Genomic DNA, 13,932 nt, shown 5'->3' with positions numbered 1-13,932 from the left:
AGCTTGTGGTACCGGTCACGTTCAGTTACACAGGGGGTCCCCCACCCCTGGGAGAACCCGTGCAGCAACGACGCTGGCACCGGGCGACCTCGACGGTCCTCGGCGTCCTGGCCCTGACGGCCACCCTCTCGGTTCCCGCGGCACCCGCGGCGGCCGGTCCCCCGAAGGCCGTGCCGGTCTCGGTCTTCCCCAGCGACCGCCTGACCGTCCAGGACCCGGGCCAGCTGACCGGCCGTCGCATGGCGCTGCCCACCGCGGGCTGCGCGACGCCGGTCGCCTGCGGGCTGCTGCAGGAGCTCGACGAACTGGACGGCTTCGACCTCGACCCGCGCATCGCGGTGCGCTTCGACCGAGAGGTCGACCCGGTCGCCGCCGCCGCCCGGATCACCGTCGAGGCCACCCGTGGCGGCTGGCGGACCGGTGTCGACCGAGTGGTCTGGGACCCCGCCACCACCACTCTCCACGCGCACCCCGCCGAGCAGTTGGCGCCGGGCACGACGTACCGGATCCGGGTGGGGGGCGGCCGGGACACCCGCGCCGGCGGGACGACCTTCACGACGATGAGCGCCACGGACGGCCTGCTCGACCTGCAACGGCAGATCGACAGCGGCAGCGCCTTCTCCGCCGTGGGGATCAGCGACCCCAGCTTGCAGGTCACGGGCGCCTTCCCCGCCGACGGGACGACGATCGCCTGGGCGCAGGACCGCGGCGTCACGGACCCCCCGCCTGCCGCGCAGCCGATCCCGCCGGCCGCGGTCGGCGGCACGATCGTCTTCGGCACGTTCCGGGCCCCGTCCTGGCTGACGCAGGACGTCACCATCGTGCAGACGCCGACCAGGGACGCCGGTCCCCGGCCCGTGGCGGCCGAGCGGCTGCCGTTCGTCGCCGTCCTGCCCCCCGGTGCCCCACCCGCCGGGGGGTGGCCGGTCGCGGTGTTCGGTCACGGCTTCACCGCGTCGACCACGAGCGTCTTCCCCGCCGCGACCGTCAACGCCCAGCGGGGCATCGCCACCATCGGCACCAACGTGGTCGGCCACGGCTACGGGCCGGACAGCAGCTGGGTCGTCACCAGCGGCGGCACGACGACGACCATCCCCGCCCACGGACGCGGCACCGACCAGGACCGTGACGGCGACGTGGAGGCCGGCGAGGGCTCCTCGGCCACCGGCGCGGCCGCGGCCCAGTCCTCGCGGGACGCGCTGCGGCAGACGGCCGCGGACGTCATGACGCTCGTCCGCTCGGTGGGTGGCACGGATGTCGACCGCGACGGGACCCCGGACCTCTCCGGGGAGGAGGTCACCTACTTCGGGCAGAGCTTCGGCGGCATCTACGGGACCATGCTCACCGGCGTCGACCCGGCGGTCCCCCGCTCGGTGCTCGACGTCCCCGGCGGCCCGATCAGCGAGATCGCCCGGCTGGCACCCGCCTTCCGGCCGCTCACGACCGCTGCGCTCCGGGCAGCCGGCCTGCTCGGCCCGACCGAGACGGACTTCCAGGAGCAACTCCCCCTGCGCGGGCAGCCACCGGTGACGGTGACCGACCCCCGTGCGCTGGCCGTCCAGGAGTACCTGGCCCGGTCGACCTGGCTGTCACGTCCGGGCAGCCCGGAGACCTTCGCCCCGCTCGTCGAGCCCGAGCGGGTCCTGCTGCAGGTGGCGTTCGGGGACCAGACCGTGCCCAACCCGACGTCCTACACGCTGGTGGACGCCGGGGACCTCTGGTCACGGACCAGCCTCTACCGCAACGACCGCACGGACCGGGCGGCCATCAACCCCCACGCGTTCCTGCTCGACCTGCGGAACTTCCCCACGGCGGCGGAGCAGGGCCTGGCGCAGGTGGCCGCCTTCCTCGGCGGCGGCCGGGTGCTCGACCCGGACGGCGGCGGCGACGTGTGGGAGGTGCCCGTCCGCGACCCGGCGCTGCTGCGGTCGCTCAACTTCGGCATGTAGACCGACCGACGGGCAGGCCCGGGACGATGAGTCGTCCCGGGCCTCCGCACGTCCCGCGGTGTTCCACGTGGATCACGCCCGCACGGCCGGCAGGGGCGCACCACGACGGAGGGCGGGGAGCACGGCTTCCGCCACGCTCCCCGCCCTCCGTCGTCAGCGGGTCGGGGGCGGCCCTGCTGTCCCCGACAGGTCCCCCGCCGCGAGTTCGCGAGTGCGAGGGGCAGGGGGTCCTTCCCCGAGGGTAGGGGGACCGGGTCCCCCGTCAGGCGGCCGCGGCCGCCGTCCACTCCGCCTGCAGGCGGCGGCGGGTCCGCCGGTCGCCGGTCGTCGCCTTGTAGAGCTTGACCAGCTGCGACGGCAGGTTCCTGCGGTTGGTCGCGTCCAGCCAGCCGTTGGGCAGCGACAGCCGGATGATCTTGTGCCAGGCCGAGCCGACCTGCTGCGGCAGCGGCGCGGTGTGGTAGTTCAGGCCGTAGCGGTCGAACAGGTCGCGGATCTTCGGCGCGATCTCGGCGTACCGGTTGCTCGGGAGGTCCGGGAACAGGTGGTGCTCGATCTGGTGCGACAGGTTCCCGGTCATGATGTGCATGGCCTTGGAGCCGGAGATGTTGGCCGAGCCGAGCATCTGGCGCAGGTACCACTCACCGCGGGTCTCGCCCTCGATCGACTTCTTCTCGAAGGTCTCGACGCCCTCGGGGAAGTGCCCGCAGAGGATCACCGAGTTCGACCACAGGTTGCGCACCAGGTTCGCGGTGAAGTTCGCCGCGAGCGTGGGCAGGAAGTTCGGGCCCGACAGCAGCGGGTGGATGACGTAGTCCTTGCGCACCTGCTTGCCGATCTTGCGCAGCACGGCCTTGGCGCGCGCCCGGAACTCCGGGTCCCCGGTCCGCTTCTTGGCGATGGTCCCGGCCAGCTCCAGGTCGTAGGCGGCGATGCCGTACTCGAAGAAGCAGGCGTTGATGAAGCTCCACAGCGGCTGGCCGAGGTGGAACGGCTGCCACGGCTGGTCCTCGTCGACGCGCATGATGCCGTAGCCGAGGTCGTTGTCCTTGCCGACGACGTTGGTGTACGTGTGGTGCATCTCGTTGTGCGAGTGCTTCCACTGGTCGGCCGGGCTGGCCATGTCCCACTCCCAGGTCGTGGAGTGGATCTTCGGGTCCCGCATCCAGTCCCACTGGCCGTGCAGGATGTTGTGCCCGATCTCCATGTTCTCGAGGATCTTGGCGACCGACAGGCCGATCGTCCCGACCACGAACGCGGGCGGGAAACCCGAGGCGAGCAGGACGGCACGGCTGCCCAGCTCGATCTTGCGGTGGACGTCGATGACCTTGCGGATGTAGCGGGCGTCGTTCTCGCCGCGGGTGTCGATGACGCTCTGGCGGATGTCGTCGAGCTCCTTGCCGATGAGCTCGATGTCCTCGGCGGTCAGGTGCTCGATCGGGTTCTCGGTCTTCTTCTGCAGAACGGTCATGCGGTGCGGCTCCTCAGGTCTCGGGGATCAGTGGTCGATGTCGCAGGCGCCGGCTGCGGCGCTGATGCAGGTCTGGATCAGGACGCCGTCGCCAGGCGCGGCCGTGGTGACCTCGCCGTTGCGCAGGTCCCGGACGGCGCCCTCGCGCAGCGGCAGCACGCAGCCGAAGCAGATGCCCATCCGGCAGCCGCTGGGCATGAGGACGCCGGCGTCCTCGGCGGCGTCGAGGATCGGGGTGGCCCCGTCGGCCTCGATGCTCGTGCCGTTCCCGGTGAAGGTGACCGTGCCGCCCTCGCCGGTCACGAGGACCGTGGGCCGGAAGCGCTCGGTGAACAGCCGGTCGGCGATGCCGGCGGCGCTCCAGTGCTCCTCCAGCGCCTCGAGCATGCCGACCGGGCCGCAGGCCCAGGTGGCGCGCTCGGCGAGGTCGGGCACGAGCTCGGCGATCGCGGCGGCGTCCAGCATCCCGGCGGTGTCGGTGTGCTGCTCGACCAGCCGGATCCGACCGGCGGCGGCCAGCTCGCGCAGGTCCGTGCCGAAGACGACGTCCTCCGGCGTGGGCGCCGAGTGCACGACGACGACGTCGGTGAGCTCGTCGTGGTTGCGCAGGATCCCGATCACCGGGGTGATGCCGGAGCCGGCGGTGACGAACAGGACCTTGGCGGGGGCCTGCGCCGGCAGGACGAACTCACCGGTGGCCTGGTCGAGGTGCACGAGCGTGCCCGGCTGCGTGCGGTGCACGAGGTGGTTGCTGACCTTGCCCCCCGGGATGGCCTTGACGGTGACGCTGATGCAGCCGTCGGGCCGGTCGAGGTGCGAGGTGAGCGAGTAGGCCCGCCACATGCGCACACCGTCGACGTCGACGCCGATGCGCACCCACTGGCCGGGCACGTGGCGCTGCCAGTCGGCGCCCGGGCGGATGACCAGCGTGGCGGCATCCCGGGTCTCCCTCTGCACGGCGACGATGCGACCGCGCAGGTCGGCGCCCGCGCGCAGCGGGTTGACCATGTCCAGGTAGTCCGCGGGCAGCAGCGGGGTGGTGGCGAGTTCGGCGAGACGCATCACCCGGTCACGCAGCGCGCTCAGGGCCGGCCGGGCCGAGGGAGGGCGCGGAACGGTCGCTGTCATACCCCTGATGGTTCCCAGCTCTGTGCGCAATTACCTGTGCTCTGGGCGTGAACCTGCGGCCGGATACTGTCCCCACCGAACAACCGCGGCCCCGGAGGACGTCCGTGGAGACGCGGCCGACGGACAACGACTCCGAGGGAGGGGCGTCGATGGCGCCGGAGCAGGACACCTTCCCGCCCGAGGTCGCGGCGGCGATGCAGGGCCAGCTGCCGGCCGTGGCCGAGCGGACCGTCGCCGCGATCGTCGTCGAGGTGCCCAGCTACACCGAGGCGTTCAGCGGTGTGATGGGCCGCAAGATCGAGAACGCCGTCCAGCTGGCCCTGGGCGGCTTCCTGGAGCTGGCGACGGCGAGCGGCGGGGCGGACCCCAGCCGGCCCATCGGCCCCGCGCTCGAGGGCGCCTACGCCCTCGGTCGCGGGGAGGCCCGCAGCGGTCGCACCATGGACGCCCTGCTGGCCGCCTACCGGGTGGGTGCCCGGGTCGCCTGGCGGCACATGAGCGAGACGGCGGTGGAGGCCGGCATGCCCGCCGGGTCGCTGGCCCGGTTCGCCGAGCTGGTGTTCGCCTACATCGACCAGCTGTCGGCGGCCAGCGCCTCCGGGCACGCCGACCAGCTCGACAGCAGCGGCCGGCTGCGCCGCCGCGACCTGGAGCGGCTGGCCGAGCTGCTGCTCACAGGCGCGCCCCCGTACGACCTCACCACCGCGGCCGAGCGGGCGGACTGGACGCCGCCACGGACCCTGACCGCGGTGCTGGTGCCCGAGGCCCGCGCCCGCGGCGCCCTCGCCGCGCTCGACGTCCGCACGCTGCAGGCCGGTGAGGACCTGCCCGGGATCGAGCCCGGCGCCGAGCGCTCGGTGCTGCTCGTGCCGGACGCCGACGGGTACGCCCGCGCCCAGCTGGTCCGGGCGCTGAGCGGTCGGGAGGCCGTCGTGGGCCCGGCCCGGCCGTGGCAGCTGGCCCGCTCCTCCTACTCCCGCGCGCTGCGGGCGCTGCAGCTGGACCTGCGCCCGGACGGCGACCTGCCCGTCGACACCGAGCTGCGGCTGACCGACCTGGTGCTGCGGGCCGACGGCGAGGCGCTGGCCGACCTGCGCGCGCAGGTCCTCGCCCCGCTCGACGGGCTGGGCCCGGGCCCCCGCGAGAAGCTGGTCGAGACGCTGCGCTCCTGGCTGCTGCACCACGGACGCCGGGAGAAGGTCGCCGCCGAGCTCTTCGTGCACCCGCAGACCGTCCGCTACCGCATGGGGCAGCTGCGCGACCTGTACGGCGAGCGCCTGGAGGACCCGCAGTGCGTCCTGGAGCTGACCCTCGCCCTCGGAATCGTGGAGCAGTGAGTGACGCCCCTGCCCCGCCGAGGACGGCGGCCCCCTGCAGGGTCCCGTGCCGAGCGTGCGAGGCGCGGCGGGCAGGGGGGTCCTCTGTCAGGCGGGGCGGAGGACTGCCACCAGGAAGTCCGACTCCGGGGTGAACGGCCGCAGGTCCCACGTGGACAGCAGCAGGTCCTCCGCCCAGCCGGCCGTGCGGGCGTCGGCCCGGAAGTCGTCGAAGGCGTAGCCGCGGCCGGCGCCGAAGCCGATCGCCGCCCGCCCGCCGGGAGCCACGTGCGCCCGCAGCCGCTGCAGGACGGCGACCCGCGTGCCCGGCGCCAGGAAGGCCATCACGTTGCCCGCCGACACGATGGCGTCGAACGGCTCGGCGATGCCGAGCGCCGGCAGGTCGAGCTCGGCGAGGTCGCCGACCAGCCAGCGCGGGCCGGGGTGGTCCTCCTCGGCGGCGGCGACGAGCACCGGGTCGACGTCCACCCCGACGACGACGTGCCCGGCGCGGGCCAGCCAGCCGCCGGTGCGCCCCGGACCGCAGCCGGCGTCGAGCACGCGGGAGCCGCGCGGCAGCATCGCGTCGACCAGCCGCGCCTCGCCGGCGAGGTCGAAGCCCTGGACGGCGAGGTCGCGGAAGCGCTGCACGTAGGCGGCCGAGTGGCCCGGGTCCTGCTGGGTCATCCGCACCCACGCGCTCTGCTCGGCCATGCACCCCTCCGCAACGGCGACTGGTCCTCCCGATCGTCGGCGATCCCGAGGCAACTGGCACCTCGCGTCCAGCTCGGGCACAGGTGGACCCCCGAAGCTCCTCGCCAGCAGCGGCCCACCGGGGGCCGCGGGACGACGGGAGACCCCGCCATGATGCCCACGACGACCGGACGCCGGTCCCGCCGCCGCACGCGGGCGCCCCTGATCCCGCCGCCCGCCGGTGCCCTGGACGCCGAGCTCACCGTGCGGGTGGCGGCGGCGGCCCTGGCCGAGCACCCCGGCGCCACCGTCGACCGGGTCGAGGTCGACGGCGAGGGCCGCTACACCGTCCACCTCCTCACCTGGTTCGGACAGCAGGTCGTCGTCCCCGTCGACCGGGACCTCACGGTCACGGGGTGGGTGGCGCTGGCTCGCTGACCCGCCAGTCCGGCGGCTCGGCCGGGTGCAGGGCGGGGTCGGCGGCGGCCAGCGTGCGCACCGGCCCGGGCGGGGTCAGCGGGCCCTCGAAGCGCACCGTGACCCGCCCCAGGCCGCGGCCCCACACCCAGCCGGCGCCGTGCTCGTCGTGCCGCACGTCCTGGCCCGGCCACCAGCGGGCCTCGGCGGTCAGCGGCTCGGGTGCCTCCTCGACGTCGGCGTCGGCGGCCTCGACGTCGTCGTCCACCGGCTCGTCGTCGGGGGCGAACAGGTCGCCCTGGGCGTAGAGCGACAGCCCCGAGACGCCCACCCCCAGCAGCCGCAGCCCACCCTGCGTGCCCGCCTCGGCGAGCAGCCGGTGCGCGATCGAGGCGATCACCCGCGGGTCGTCGGTCGGGTGGGGCAGCGTCTGCGAGCGGGTGAGCGTGGTGAAGTCGTAGCGGCGCAGCTTGAGCGTCACCGTCCGGCCGGAGTAGGACGCCGCGCGCAGCCGGCTGCCGACCCGCGCCGCCATGCTGTCCACGTACCGGCCGAGGACGGCGCGGTCGGTGAGGTCACGGGCGAAGGTCTCCTCCTGCGAGACCGACTTGGCCTCCCGCTCGGCGACCACCGGCCGGTCGTCCTCGGCGCGGGCCAGCGCGTACAGGCCCGTGCCGTGCGCCCGGCCGGCCAGCGCCACCAGGTCGGGCAGCGACTTGGCGGCCAGGTCCGCGACGGTCTTCACGCCGACCTGGTGCAGCCGCTCGGCGGTCGCCGGCCCCACGCCGCCGAGCCGGGTCACCGGCAGCGGGTGCAGCACCTCCAGCTCGCGCCCCGGCGGGACGACGACCAGCCCGTCGGGCTTGTCGAGGTCCGAGCCGATCTTGGCCATCAGCTTGGAGCTGCCGATGCCGACCGACCCGGTCACCCCGCCGGTGGCCGCGGCGATCCGCTCCTTGAGACCGCGGGCGAGCTCGGTGACGCCGTCCACCGACAGGTCGCGGTCGCCGCCGGCGGCCAGGTCGACGTAGGCCTCGTCGATCGACACCGGTTCGACCAGCGGGGAGAGCTCGCGCAGCAGGCCCATCACCACGTCGGAGGTGCGCCGGTAGGCGGCGAAGCGGCCGCCCAGGAAGGCCGTGCCGGACGGGCAGCGGCGGCGCGCCTCGGCGGTGGACATCGCCGAGCGGGCCCCGTAGGCGCGGGCCTCGTAGGACGCCGTCGCCACCACCCCGCGCCCGCCCACGCCGCCGACCACCACCGGCCGGCCGCGCAGCGAGGGCTTGTCCCGCTGCTCGACCGCGGCGAAGAAGGCGTCGAGGTCCAGGTGCAGGATGCTCGCCTCCCGCCGCACGCCCCACCTCCCCGTCGTCGCCGGCCCGCTCCATGGTCGCCCGTCATCCGCACGGGTGAGGAACGGACGCCCCGGAACGGCAACTCGTTGATCACCGTCGGTCCCGGCTGCGAGTGTGCGTCGCCGGACACCGACGGGGGGGAAGTGCGTGGAGCTCGTCTTCCTCGTCGTGGGCGCGCTCGGCCTCGGCGTCCTGATGCTGTCCCTGGCGGTCGGGGAGGTCGGGGACCTCGGCGACGCCGACGGCCCGTTCTCCGTCCCGGCGCTGGCCGCGCTGCTCGGCGGGGTGGGCTTCGGCGGCGCCGCCGCGGCCGTGCTGCTGCCCCAGCCGCTGCCGGACGCCGGACGCGCGCTGCTCGCCCTGCTCGCCGGGCTGGTCCTCGCCGTCCCGCTGGCCTGGGCCGCGGTGCGGCTGTCCCGCGGGCTGCGCGACATGCCGACCGCCGAGACCCTCACCCGCCACCACCTGGTCGGCACCCAGGGCGTCGTCGTCTCCGACGTGCCGAGCGCCGGCTACGGCGAGGTCCGCCTGGTCGTCGCCGGTCAGCAGCTCAAGTACGCGGCGCGCAGCGACACCGCGCTGCGTGCCGGCACCCCCGTGTACGTCGTCGAGACGCTCAGCGAGACCGCCGTCCGGGTGGTCTCCACCGCACCCGACCCCCCGCCCGAGACCGGAGGCACGTGACCGTGGACCTGACCCTGCTCATCGCCATCGGCGGCATCGCCGTCCTGGTGCTGCTGCTGGTGCTGCTGGTGCTCTCCCGGATCAAGGTCGCCGGTCCCAACCAGGCCTTCATCGTCACCGGCCGCCAGGGCCGGGAGGTGACCAGCGCCTCGGGGATCACGTCGCGGGACGCCTCCGGGCAGAAGGTCGTCATGGGCGCGAGCGTGTTCGTGCTTCCGGTCGTGCAGAAGCTGCACACCCTCGACCTGTCGAGCCGCCGCATCCCGGTGGGCATCCGCGGCGCGGTGTCCAAGCAGGGGGTCAAGTGCGACCTCGAGGGCGTGGCCATCGTCAAGGTCGGCGGCACCGAGGACTCCGTCCGCGCCGCCGCGCAGCGGTTCCTCAACCAGCAGGAGGGCATCGACACCTTCACCTCGGAGGTGCTCGCCGGTGCGCTGCGGTCGATCGTGGGCCGGCTGACGATCGAGGAGATCATCCGCGACCGCGCCGCCTTCGCCTCCGCCGTCGCCGAGGAGGCCGAGTCCTCCCTCACCGGTCAGGGGCTGGTGCTCGACACCTTCCAGCTGCAGGACATCCAGGCCGAGGGCAGCTACCTGGCCGACCTGGGCCGGCCCGAGGCCGCCCGGGTGCTCAAGGAGGCCAGCATCGCCGAGGCGCGGGCCCGGCAGGCCGCCCAGCAGGAGCAGCTGCTCGCCGACGAGGCGATCGCGGTGGCGCAGCGCCAGCTCGCGCTGCGGCAGGCGGAGATCACGGCGGAGACCGACGCGGCCGCCGCCCGCGCGGCCGCCGCCGGCCCGCTGGCCCAGGCCGCGCAGGACCAGGCCATCCTCGCCGAGCAGGAGAAGGTCGCCGTCCGGACGGCGGCGCTGACCGAGCGGCAGCTGGACACCCAGGTCCGCCGTCCCGCCGACGCGCAGCGGTACAAGGTCGAGCAGGAGGCCGAGGCGCGGAAGAACGCCGCGATCCTCACCGCCGAGGCGCAGCGGCAGGCGACGATCGCCGCGGCCCAGGCCGCCGCCGAGGAGGCCCGGCTCTCCGGTGAGGGCGAGCGGGCCCGCCGGTCGGCGCTGGCCGAGGCCGAGGCGGTCGAGGGCGCCAAGCGCGGCGAGGCCGAGAAGCTGCGCCGGCAGGCGGTCGCCGACGCCGTCGAGCGCGAGGGCAGCGCGGAGGCCGCCGCGATCCTCGCCCGTGGTCAGGCCGAGGCCGAGGCGCTCGACGCCCGGTCGGAGGCCTTCGCGAAGTACGGCGAGGCCGCGGTCCTGGAGATGCTGGTCAAGGTCCTGCCGGAGGTCGTGCAGGCTGCCGCCGCGCCGCTGGCGGGCGTGGACAAGATGACCGTCATCTCCGCCGACGGTGCCGGCTCCCTGGGCCGCTCGGTCGCGGCCAACGTGGCCCAGGGGCTGCAGCTCTCCGGCGACCTCACCGGGGTGGACGTCGCGGCGCTGCTGCGTCGGCTCGGTGGTGCGGCACCCGCCGCGGACGGCGTCACCCTGGTCCCGGTCGTCTCGGACGGCGACTCGTCAGCGAGTCGCAGCTGACGACCGCCGGTGCCCGGTCGCCGGCCCAGCTGTTGATCACGGGGTTGTCGCTTGGGACACGCCGTCCGTTCGCGGGTCGGGCGACAACGACCCCATGATCAACTCTTGCTGCGGGGCCGTGGCCGGAGGTCACACCCTCCAGATGCCGGCGAAGTGGTGCACGGGGCCGTGCCCGGAGCCGACGCCCAGGCTGCTCCCGGCCTCCAGCGCACGGTGCAGGTAGTCGCGTGCCGGGTCGACCAGCCGCGTCCAGTCGTCGGTGCGGTGGCGGGCGGCGAGTGCGGCCAGCGCCGAGGACAACGTGCAGCCGGTGCCGTGCGTCGAGGTGGTGTCCACCCGCGGTCGCCGGGTGACCGTGACGCCGTCGGCGGTGGCCAGCACGTCGACGCTCTCCCCGCCGCCCAGGTGGCCGCCCTTGAGCAGCACCGCACGGGGGCCGAGCGCCAGGAGCGCGGTGGCCTGGCCGGGCAGCTCGCCGACGTCGGCGGCCGGGGGCGCGTCGAGCAGGACGGCGGCCTCGGGCACGTTCGGCGTCACCAGGTCGGCCAGCGGCAGGAGGTCGGTGCGGACGGCGTCGATCGCGGCGTCGTCGATGAGCCGGTCGCCGCTGGTCGCGACCATGACCGGGTCGCACACGACCGGGCCGCCCGGGTGGCCGGCCAGCGCGGCGGCGACCGCGCGGACCACGTCGGCCGTGCCGAGCATGCCGAGCTTGGTGGCGTGCACCTCGACGTCGGCGAAGAGGGTCGCCAGCTGCTCGGCGACGAACTCCGGCGGGACGCCGTGCACGCCGGTCACGCCGCGGGTGTTCTGCGCGGTCAGCGCGGTGAGCACCGCCGTGCCGTAGACGCCGAGCGCGCTGAAGGTCTTGAGGTCGGCCTGGATCCCCGCGCCGCCGCTGGGGTCGCTGCCCGCCACGGTCAGCGCCGTCGGCACCCCGCTCACCGCACCACCTGCGCCAGCCGGCCCCGGTCGATCGCCGACCGCAGCGCGCGGGCGGCGGCGTCCGGGTCGGCCGCCGTGCAGATCGCGGAGACGACGCAGATGCCGTCCACCCCGGTCGCGGCCACCTCGGCGGCCCGGTCGGCGTCGATGCCGCCGATCGCGACGGTCCGGAACCCCGCGGCGCGGGCCGCGTCGGCGAGTGCGCGGACGCCGTCCGGCCCGAGGGCGCTGCCGGCGTCGGGCTTGGTGGGCGTGGTCCACACCGGGCCGATGCCGACCAGGTCGACGGTGCCCGCCGGCAGTGCGCGGGCGACGTCCAGCTCGGCGACGGAGGAGACGCTGAAGCCGAGCAGCCGGCCGGGCCCGAGCAGGGCGCGCACCTCGGCCGGCGGCAGGTCGTCCTGGCCGACGTGCACGCCGTCCGCACCGGCCAGGAGCGCGACGTCGACGGCGTCGTTGACCCAGAGCGCGACGTCCGGCCGATCGGCCAGGGCCGCCTGCACCGCGCGGGTGAGCTCGAGCAGTTCCCGGCGGGGCGCGGTCTTGTCCCGCACCTGGACGGTGGTGACGCCGCCGGCGACCGCCGCACGGACGACGTCGGCGACCGGTCGCGGGGTGGACAGCGCGGTGTCGGTGACCAGGTAGAGGGTCGGGTCGAACGGGCGGTTCACCGGATGTCAGCCCTCGTCAGGGCCTCGCCGTCGACGGCGTCCAGCGCGTCGAGCCAGGCGGGCGCGAAGGTGCCCGGGCCGTGCGCCACCCGTGCGGCCCGCTCGGCGGCGAGGGCGACGTGCGCGTGCGCGGCCACGGTGCCGGTGAGCGCGTCCCCGGTGGCCGCGACGTAGGCGGCGACCAGCGCCCCCAGCGCGCAGCCCGCGCCGGTGGTGCGGGTCAGGAGCGCCGATCCCCCGCCGACGCGGACGGTCCGCCGTCCGTCGGTGATCAGGTCGACCTCGCCACTGACCGCCACGACCCCGCTGGTGCGCTCCGCGAGCTCGGCAGCCGCCTTGGCGGCGTCGTCGGCACTGTCGGTGCTGTCCACGCCGCGACCGCCACCGCCCGCACCGGCCAGCGCCATGACCTCCGAGGCGTTGCCGCGCACCACCGTGGGGCGCAGCCCGACCAGCTCGGTGGTCAGCTCGGTGCGGTAGACGAGCGCGCCGACGGCGACGGGGTCGAGCACCCACGGCGTCCCGGCCGCGCCCGCCGAGCGGGCGGCCAGCCGCATCGCCTCGGCGGTGCGGGCGTGCACCGTGCCGACGTTGACCAGCACCCCCGAGGCGACCGCGGCGAAGTCTGCGGCCTCCTCCGGGGCGTCCACCATCGCCGGGGCGGCGCCCGCCGCCAGCAGGGCGTTGGCGGTGATCGCCTGGACGACGGTGTTGGTGAGGCAGTGCACCAGGGGGGTGCGGGCGAGCAGCGCCGCGCGGGCGGCGCGCAGGTCGACGGCCGGCATGCCGGTGACATCCCTTCGCCAGTGCGAACTGGAGCAGGTTCGACGGGTGTGCTCTCAGTCCCCGGTCGGGGACACCCCGTGCCACGTGCACCCCGAACGTAACACCGCTCCGCCGTCGTGCTGCCGGCACGGCGGCCTGGCTGCCCGCCGTGGGCGGCGTCGGGCGGCGGGCCGGGGTGCGCCGGGGGCGTGCGACAGGATGGCCGTCGTGCTGCTCGCGTGCCTCGCCGTCCTGGTGGGCGCGACGGTGCAGGCCGCCGCCGGGTTCGGCCTCGCGCTCATCGCCGGCCCCGCCCTCGTGGCCGTCCTCGCCCCCACCGAGGCGGTGACCACGCTGATCGTGCTCGCCACGGCCACGACCCTGCTCCTGCTCCTGGTGCGCCGCGGGTCGCGGCCGGCCGTCCGGTGGGCCGACGTGCGCGTGGTGACCCTCGCCGCCGTCCCCGGGGTCCTGGCCGGCGTGCTGGTGCTCGCCGTGGTCAGCAAGCCGGCGCTGCAGCTCGCGGTGGGCGTGGGCGTGCTCGCGGCCGTGGGGCTGCAGGTCCTGCGGCGCCCGGCCCCCGGCGGGAAGGAGCCGTCACGGTGGGCCACGCTGGGCGTGGGGCTCCTCGCCGGCATCCTCACCACCACGACCAGCACCAACGGGCCACCGCTGGTGCTCTGGCTCGAGCGGCGGCAGGTGCCCCCGGCGGAGATGCGGGACACCCTCGCGGCGCTGTTCCTCGCCCTCAACCTGCTCGGCGCGGCGGTGCTCACCGCGTCGGGGCGGCTCGCGCAGGCCTTCCGCCCGGAGGTGGTGCTGGTGCTGCTGGCGGCGGCGGTCGTCGGCCACGTGGCGGGCCGCCGGCTGTTCCACCTGCTCGACGTCCGCCGGTTCCGCGCGGCCGGGCTGGCGCTGTCGGCGCTGGCCGGTGTGGCCAGCATCGCCGCGGGGCTCGGCTGAGGTGGTGGTGCGGCCACCTGCCGGGAGCGAGCGCCTC

The 13,932-nt window shown here is 75.4% G+C and carries 13 protein-coding genes and 1 riboswitch; of the genes, 6 read left to right on the top strand and 7 right to left on the bottom strand.

Features of this window, described 5'->3' with window-relative positions; all coding sequences use genetic code 11:
• Positions 1-59 precede the first annotated feature (59 nt).
• Complete coding sequence (locus ACWIX3_RS03915) at positions 60-1,949, top strand: hypothetical protein (RefSeq protein ID WP_448610776.1); 1,890 nt, start codon at positions 60-62, stop codon at positions 1,947-1,949.
• 262 nt (positions 1,950-2,211) lie between these two features.
• Here the strand turns inward: ACWIX3_RS03915 and ACWIX3_RS03910 are convergent, their stop codons facing one another.
• Positions 2,212-3,420, bottom strand: coding sequence for a fatty acid desaturase family protein (locus tag ACWIX3_RS03910; RefSeq protein ID WP_448610775.1), 1,209 nt, complete (start codon positions 3,418-3,420; stop codon positions 2,212-2,214).
• Positions 3,421-3,447: 27 nt separating this feature from the next.
• Positions 3,448-4,548 (bottom strand): ferredoxin reductase, encoded by a 1,101-nt coding sequence (locus tag ACWIX3_RS03905; protein WP_448610774.1) that lies wholly within the window; start codon positions 4,546-4,548, stop codon positions 3,448-3,450.
• Positions 4,549-4,697: 149 nt separating this feature from the next.
• On the opposite strand from ACWIX3_RS03905, the gene ACWIX3_RS03900 reads away from it, so the two are divergent.
• A complete protein-coding gene (locus ACWIX3_RS03900) occupies positions 4,698-5,885 on the top strand; it encodes a PucR family transcriptional regulator (protein WP_448610773.1) in 1,188 nt (395 codons plus the stop codon).
• Between the two features lie 87 nt (positions 5,886-5,972).
• Here the strand turns inward: ACWIX3_RS03900 and ACWIX3_RS03895 are convergent, their stop codons facing one another.
• Positions 5,973-6,578 (bottom strand): class I SAM-dependent methyltransferase, encoded by a 606-nt coding sequence (locus tag ACWIX3_RS03895; protein WP_448610772.1) that lies wholly within the window; start codon positions 6,576-6,578, stop codon positions 5,973-5,975.
• A gap of 150 nt (positions 6,579-6,728) precedes the next feature.
• Between ACWIX3_RS03895 and ACWIX3_RS03890 the strand changes: the two genes are divergently transcribed.
• Positions 6,729-6,995, top strand: coding sequence for a hypothetical protein (locus ACWIX3_RS03890; RefSeq protein WP_448610771.1), 267 nt, complete (start codon positions 6,729-6,731; stop codon positions 6,993-6,995).
• Here the strand turns inward: ACWIX3_RS03890 and ACWIX3_RS03885 are convergent.
• Positions 6,967-8,328 (bottom strand): DNA polymerase IV, encoded by a 1,362-nt coding sequence (locus ACWIX3_RS03885; RefSeq protein ID WP_448610770.1) that lies wholly within the window; start codon positions 8,326-8,328, stop codon positions 6,967-6,969. The genes ACWIX3_RS03890 and ACWIX3_RS03885 overlap by 29 nt on opposite strands.
• Before the next feature lie 148 nt (positions 8,329-8,476).
• Between ACWIX3_RS03885 and ACWIX3_RS03880 the strand changes: the two genes are divergently transcribed.
• Positions 8,477-9,013 carry a hypothetical protein gene (locus ACWIX3_RS03880; protein WP_448610769.1) on the top strand — a complete coding sequence of 179 codons (537 nt, stop codon included), beginning with the start codon at positions 8,477-8,479 and terminating at the stop codon, positions 9,011-9,013.
• Positions 9,010-10,551 carry a flotillin family protein gene (locus ACWIX3_RS03875; protein ID WP_448610768.1) on the top strand — a complete coding sequence of 514 codons (1,542 nt, stop codon included), beginning with the start codon at positions 9,010-9,012 and terminating at the stop codon, positions 10,549-10,551. Before ACWIX3_RS03880 ends, ACWIX3_RS03875 begins: the two co-directional genes overlap by 4 nt.
• 129 nt (positions 10,552-10,680) lie before the next feature.
• Here ACWIX3_RS03875 and thiD read toward each other — a convergent pair whose 3' ends face one another.
• The 3 genes from thiD to thiM all read right to left on the bottom strand — a co-directional run bounded on the left by thiD (position 10,681) and on the right by thiM (position 12,952).
• The gene (gene thiD, locus ACWIX3_RS03870; RefSeq protein WP_448610767.1) at positions 10,681-11,496 is read right to left on the bottom strand and encodes a bifunctional hydroxymethylpyrimidine kinase/phosphomethylpyrimidine kinase; all 816 of its coding nucleotides are present in this window, start codon (positions 11,494-11,496) and stop codon (positions 10,681-10,683) included.
• Positions 11,493-12,167 carry a thiamine phosphate synthase gene (gene thiE / locus ACWIX3_RS03865; protein ID WP_448610766.1) on the bottom strand — a complete coding sequence of 225 codons (675 nt, stop codon included), beginning with the start codon at positions 12,165-12,167 and terminating at the stop codon, positions 11,493-11,495. The genes thiD and thiE overlap by 4 nt, the downstream gene beginning before the upstream one ends.
• Positions 12,164-12,952, bottom strand: coding sequence for a hydroxyethylthiazole kinase (gene thiM / locus ACWIX3_RS03860; protein WP_448610765.1), 789 nt, complete (start codon positions 12,950-12,952; stop codon positions 12,164-12,166). The genes thiE and thiM overlap by 4 nt, the downstream gene beginning before the upstream one ends.
• Positions 12,946-13,041, bottom strand: a riboswitch (TPP riboswitch). Its footprint overlaps the gene before it by 7 nt.
• A 119-nt stretch (positions 13,042-13,160) precedes the next feature.
• Between thiM and ACWIX3_RS03855 the strand changes: the two genes are divergently transcribed.
• On the top strand, positions 13,161-13,895 hold the full coding sequence (locus ACWIX3_RS03855) for a TSUP family transporter (protein WP_448610764.1): 735 nt from the start codon (positions 13,161-13,163) through the stop codon (positions 13,893-13,895).
• Positions 13,896-13,932 lie beyond the last annotated feature (37 nt).

The sequence above is a fragment of the Geodermatophilus sp. URMC 60 genome, from assembly GCF_053502585.1.
The sequence above is the reverse complement of the archived record's forward strand: the minus strand, read 5'-3'. Positions and strand labels throughout refer to the sequence as shown.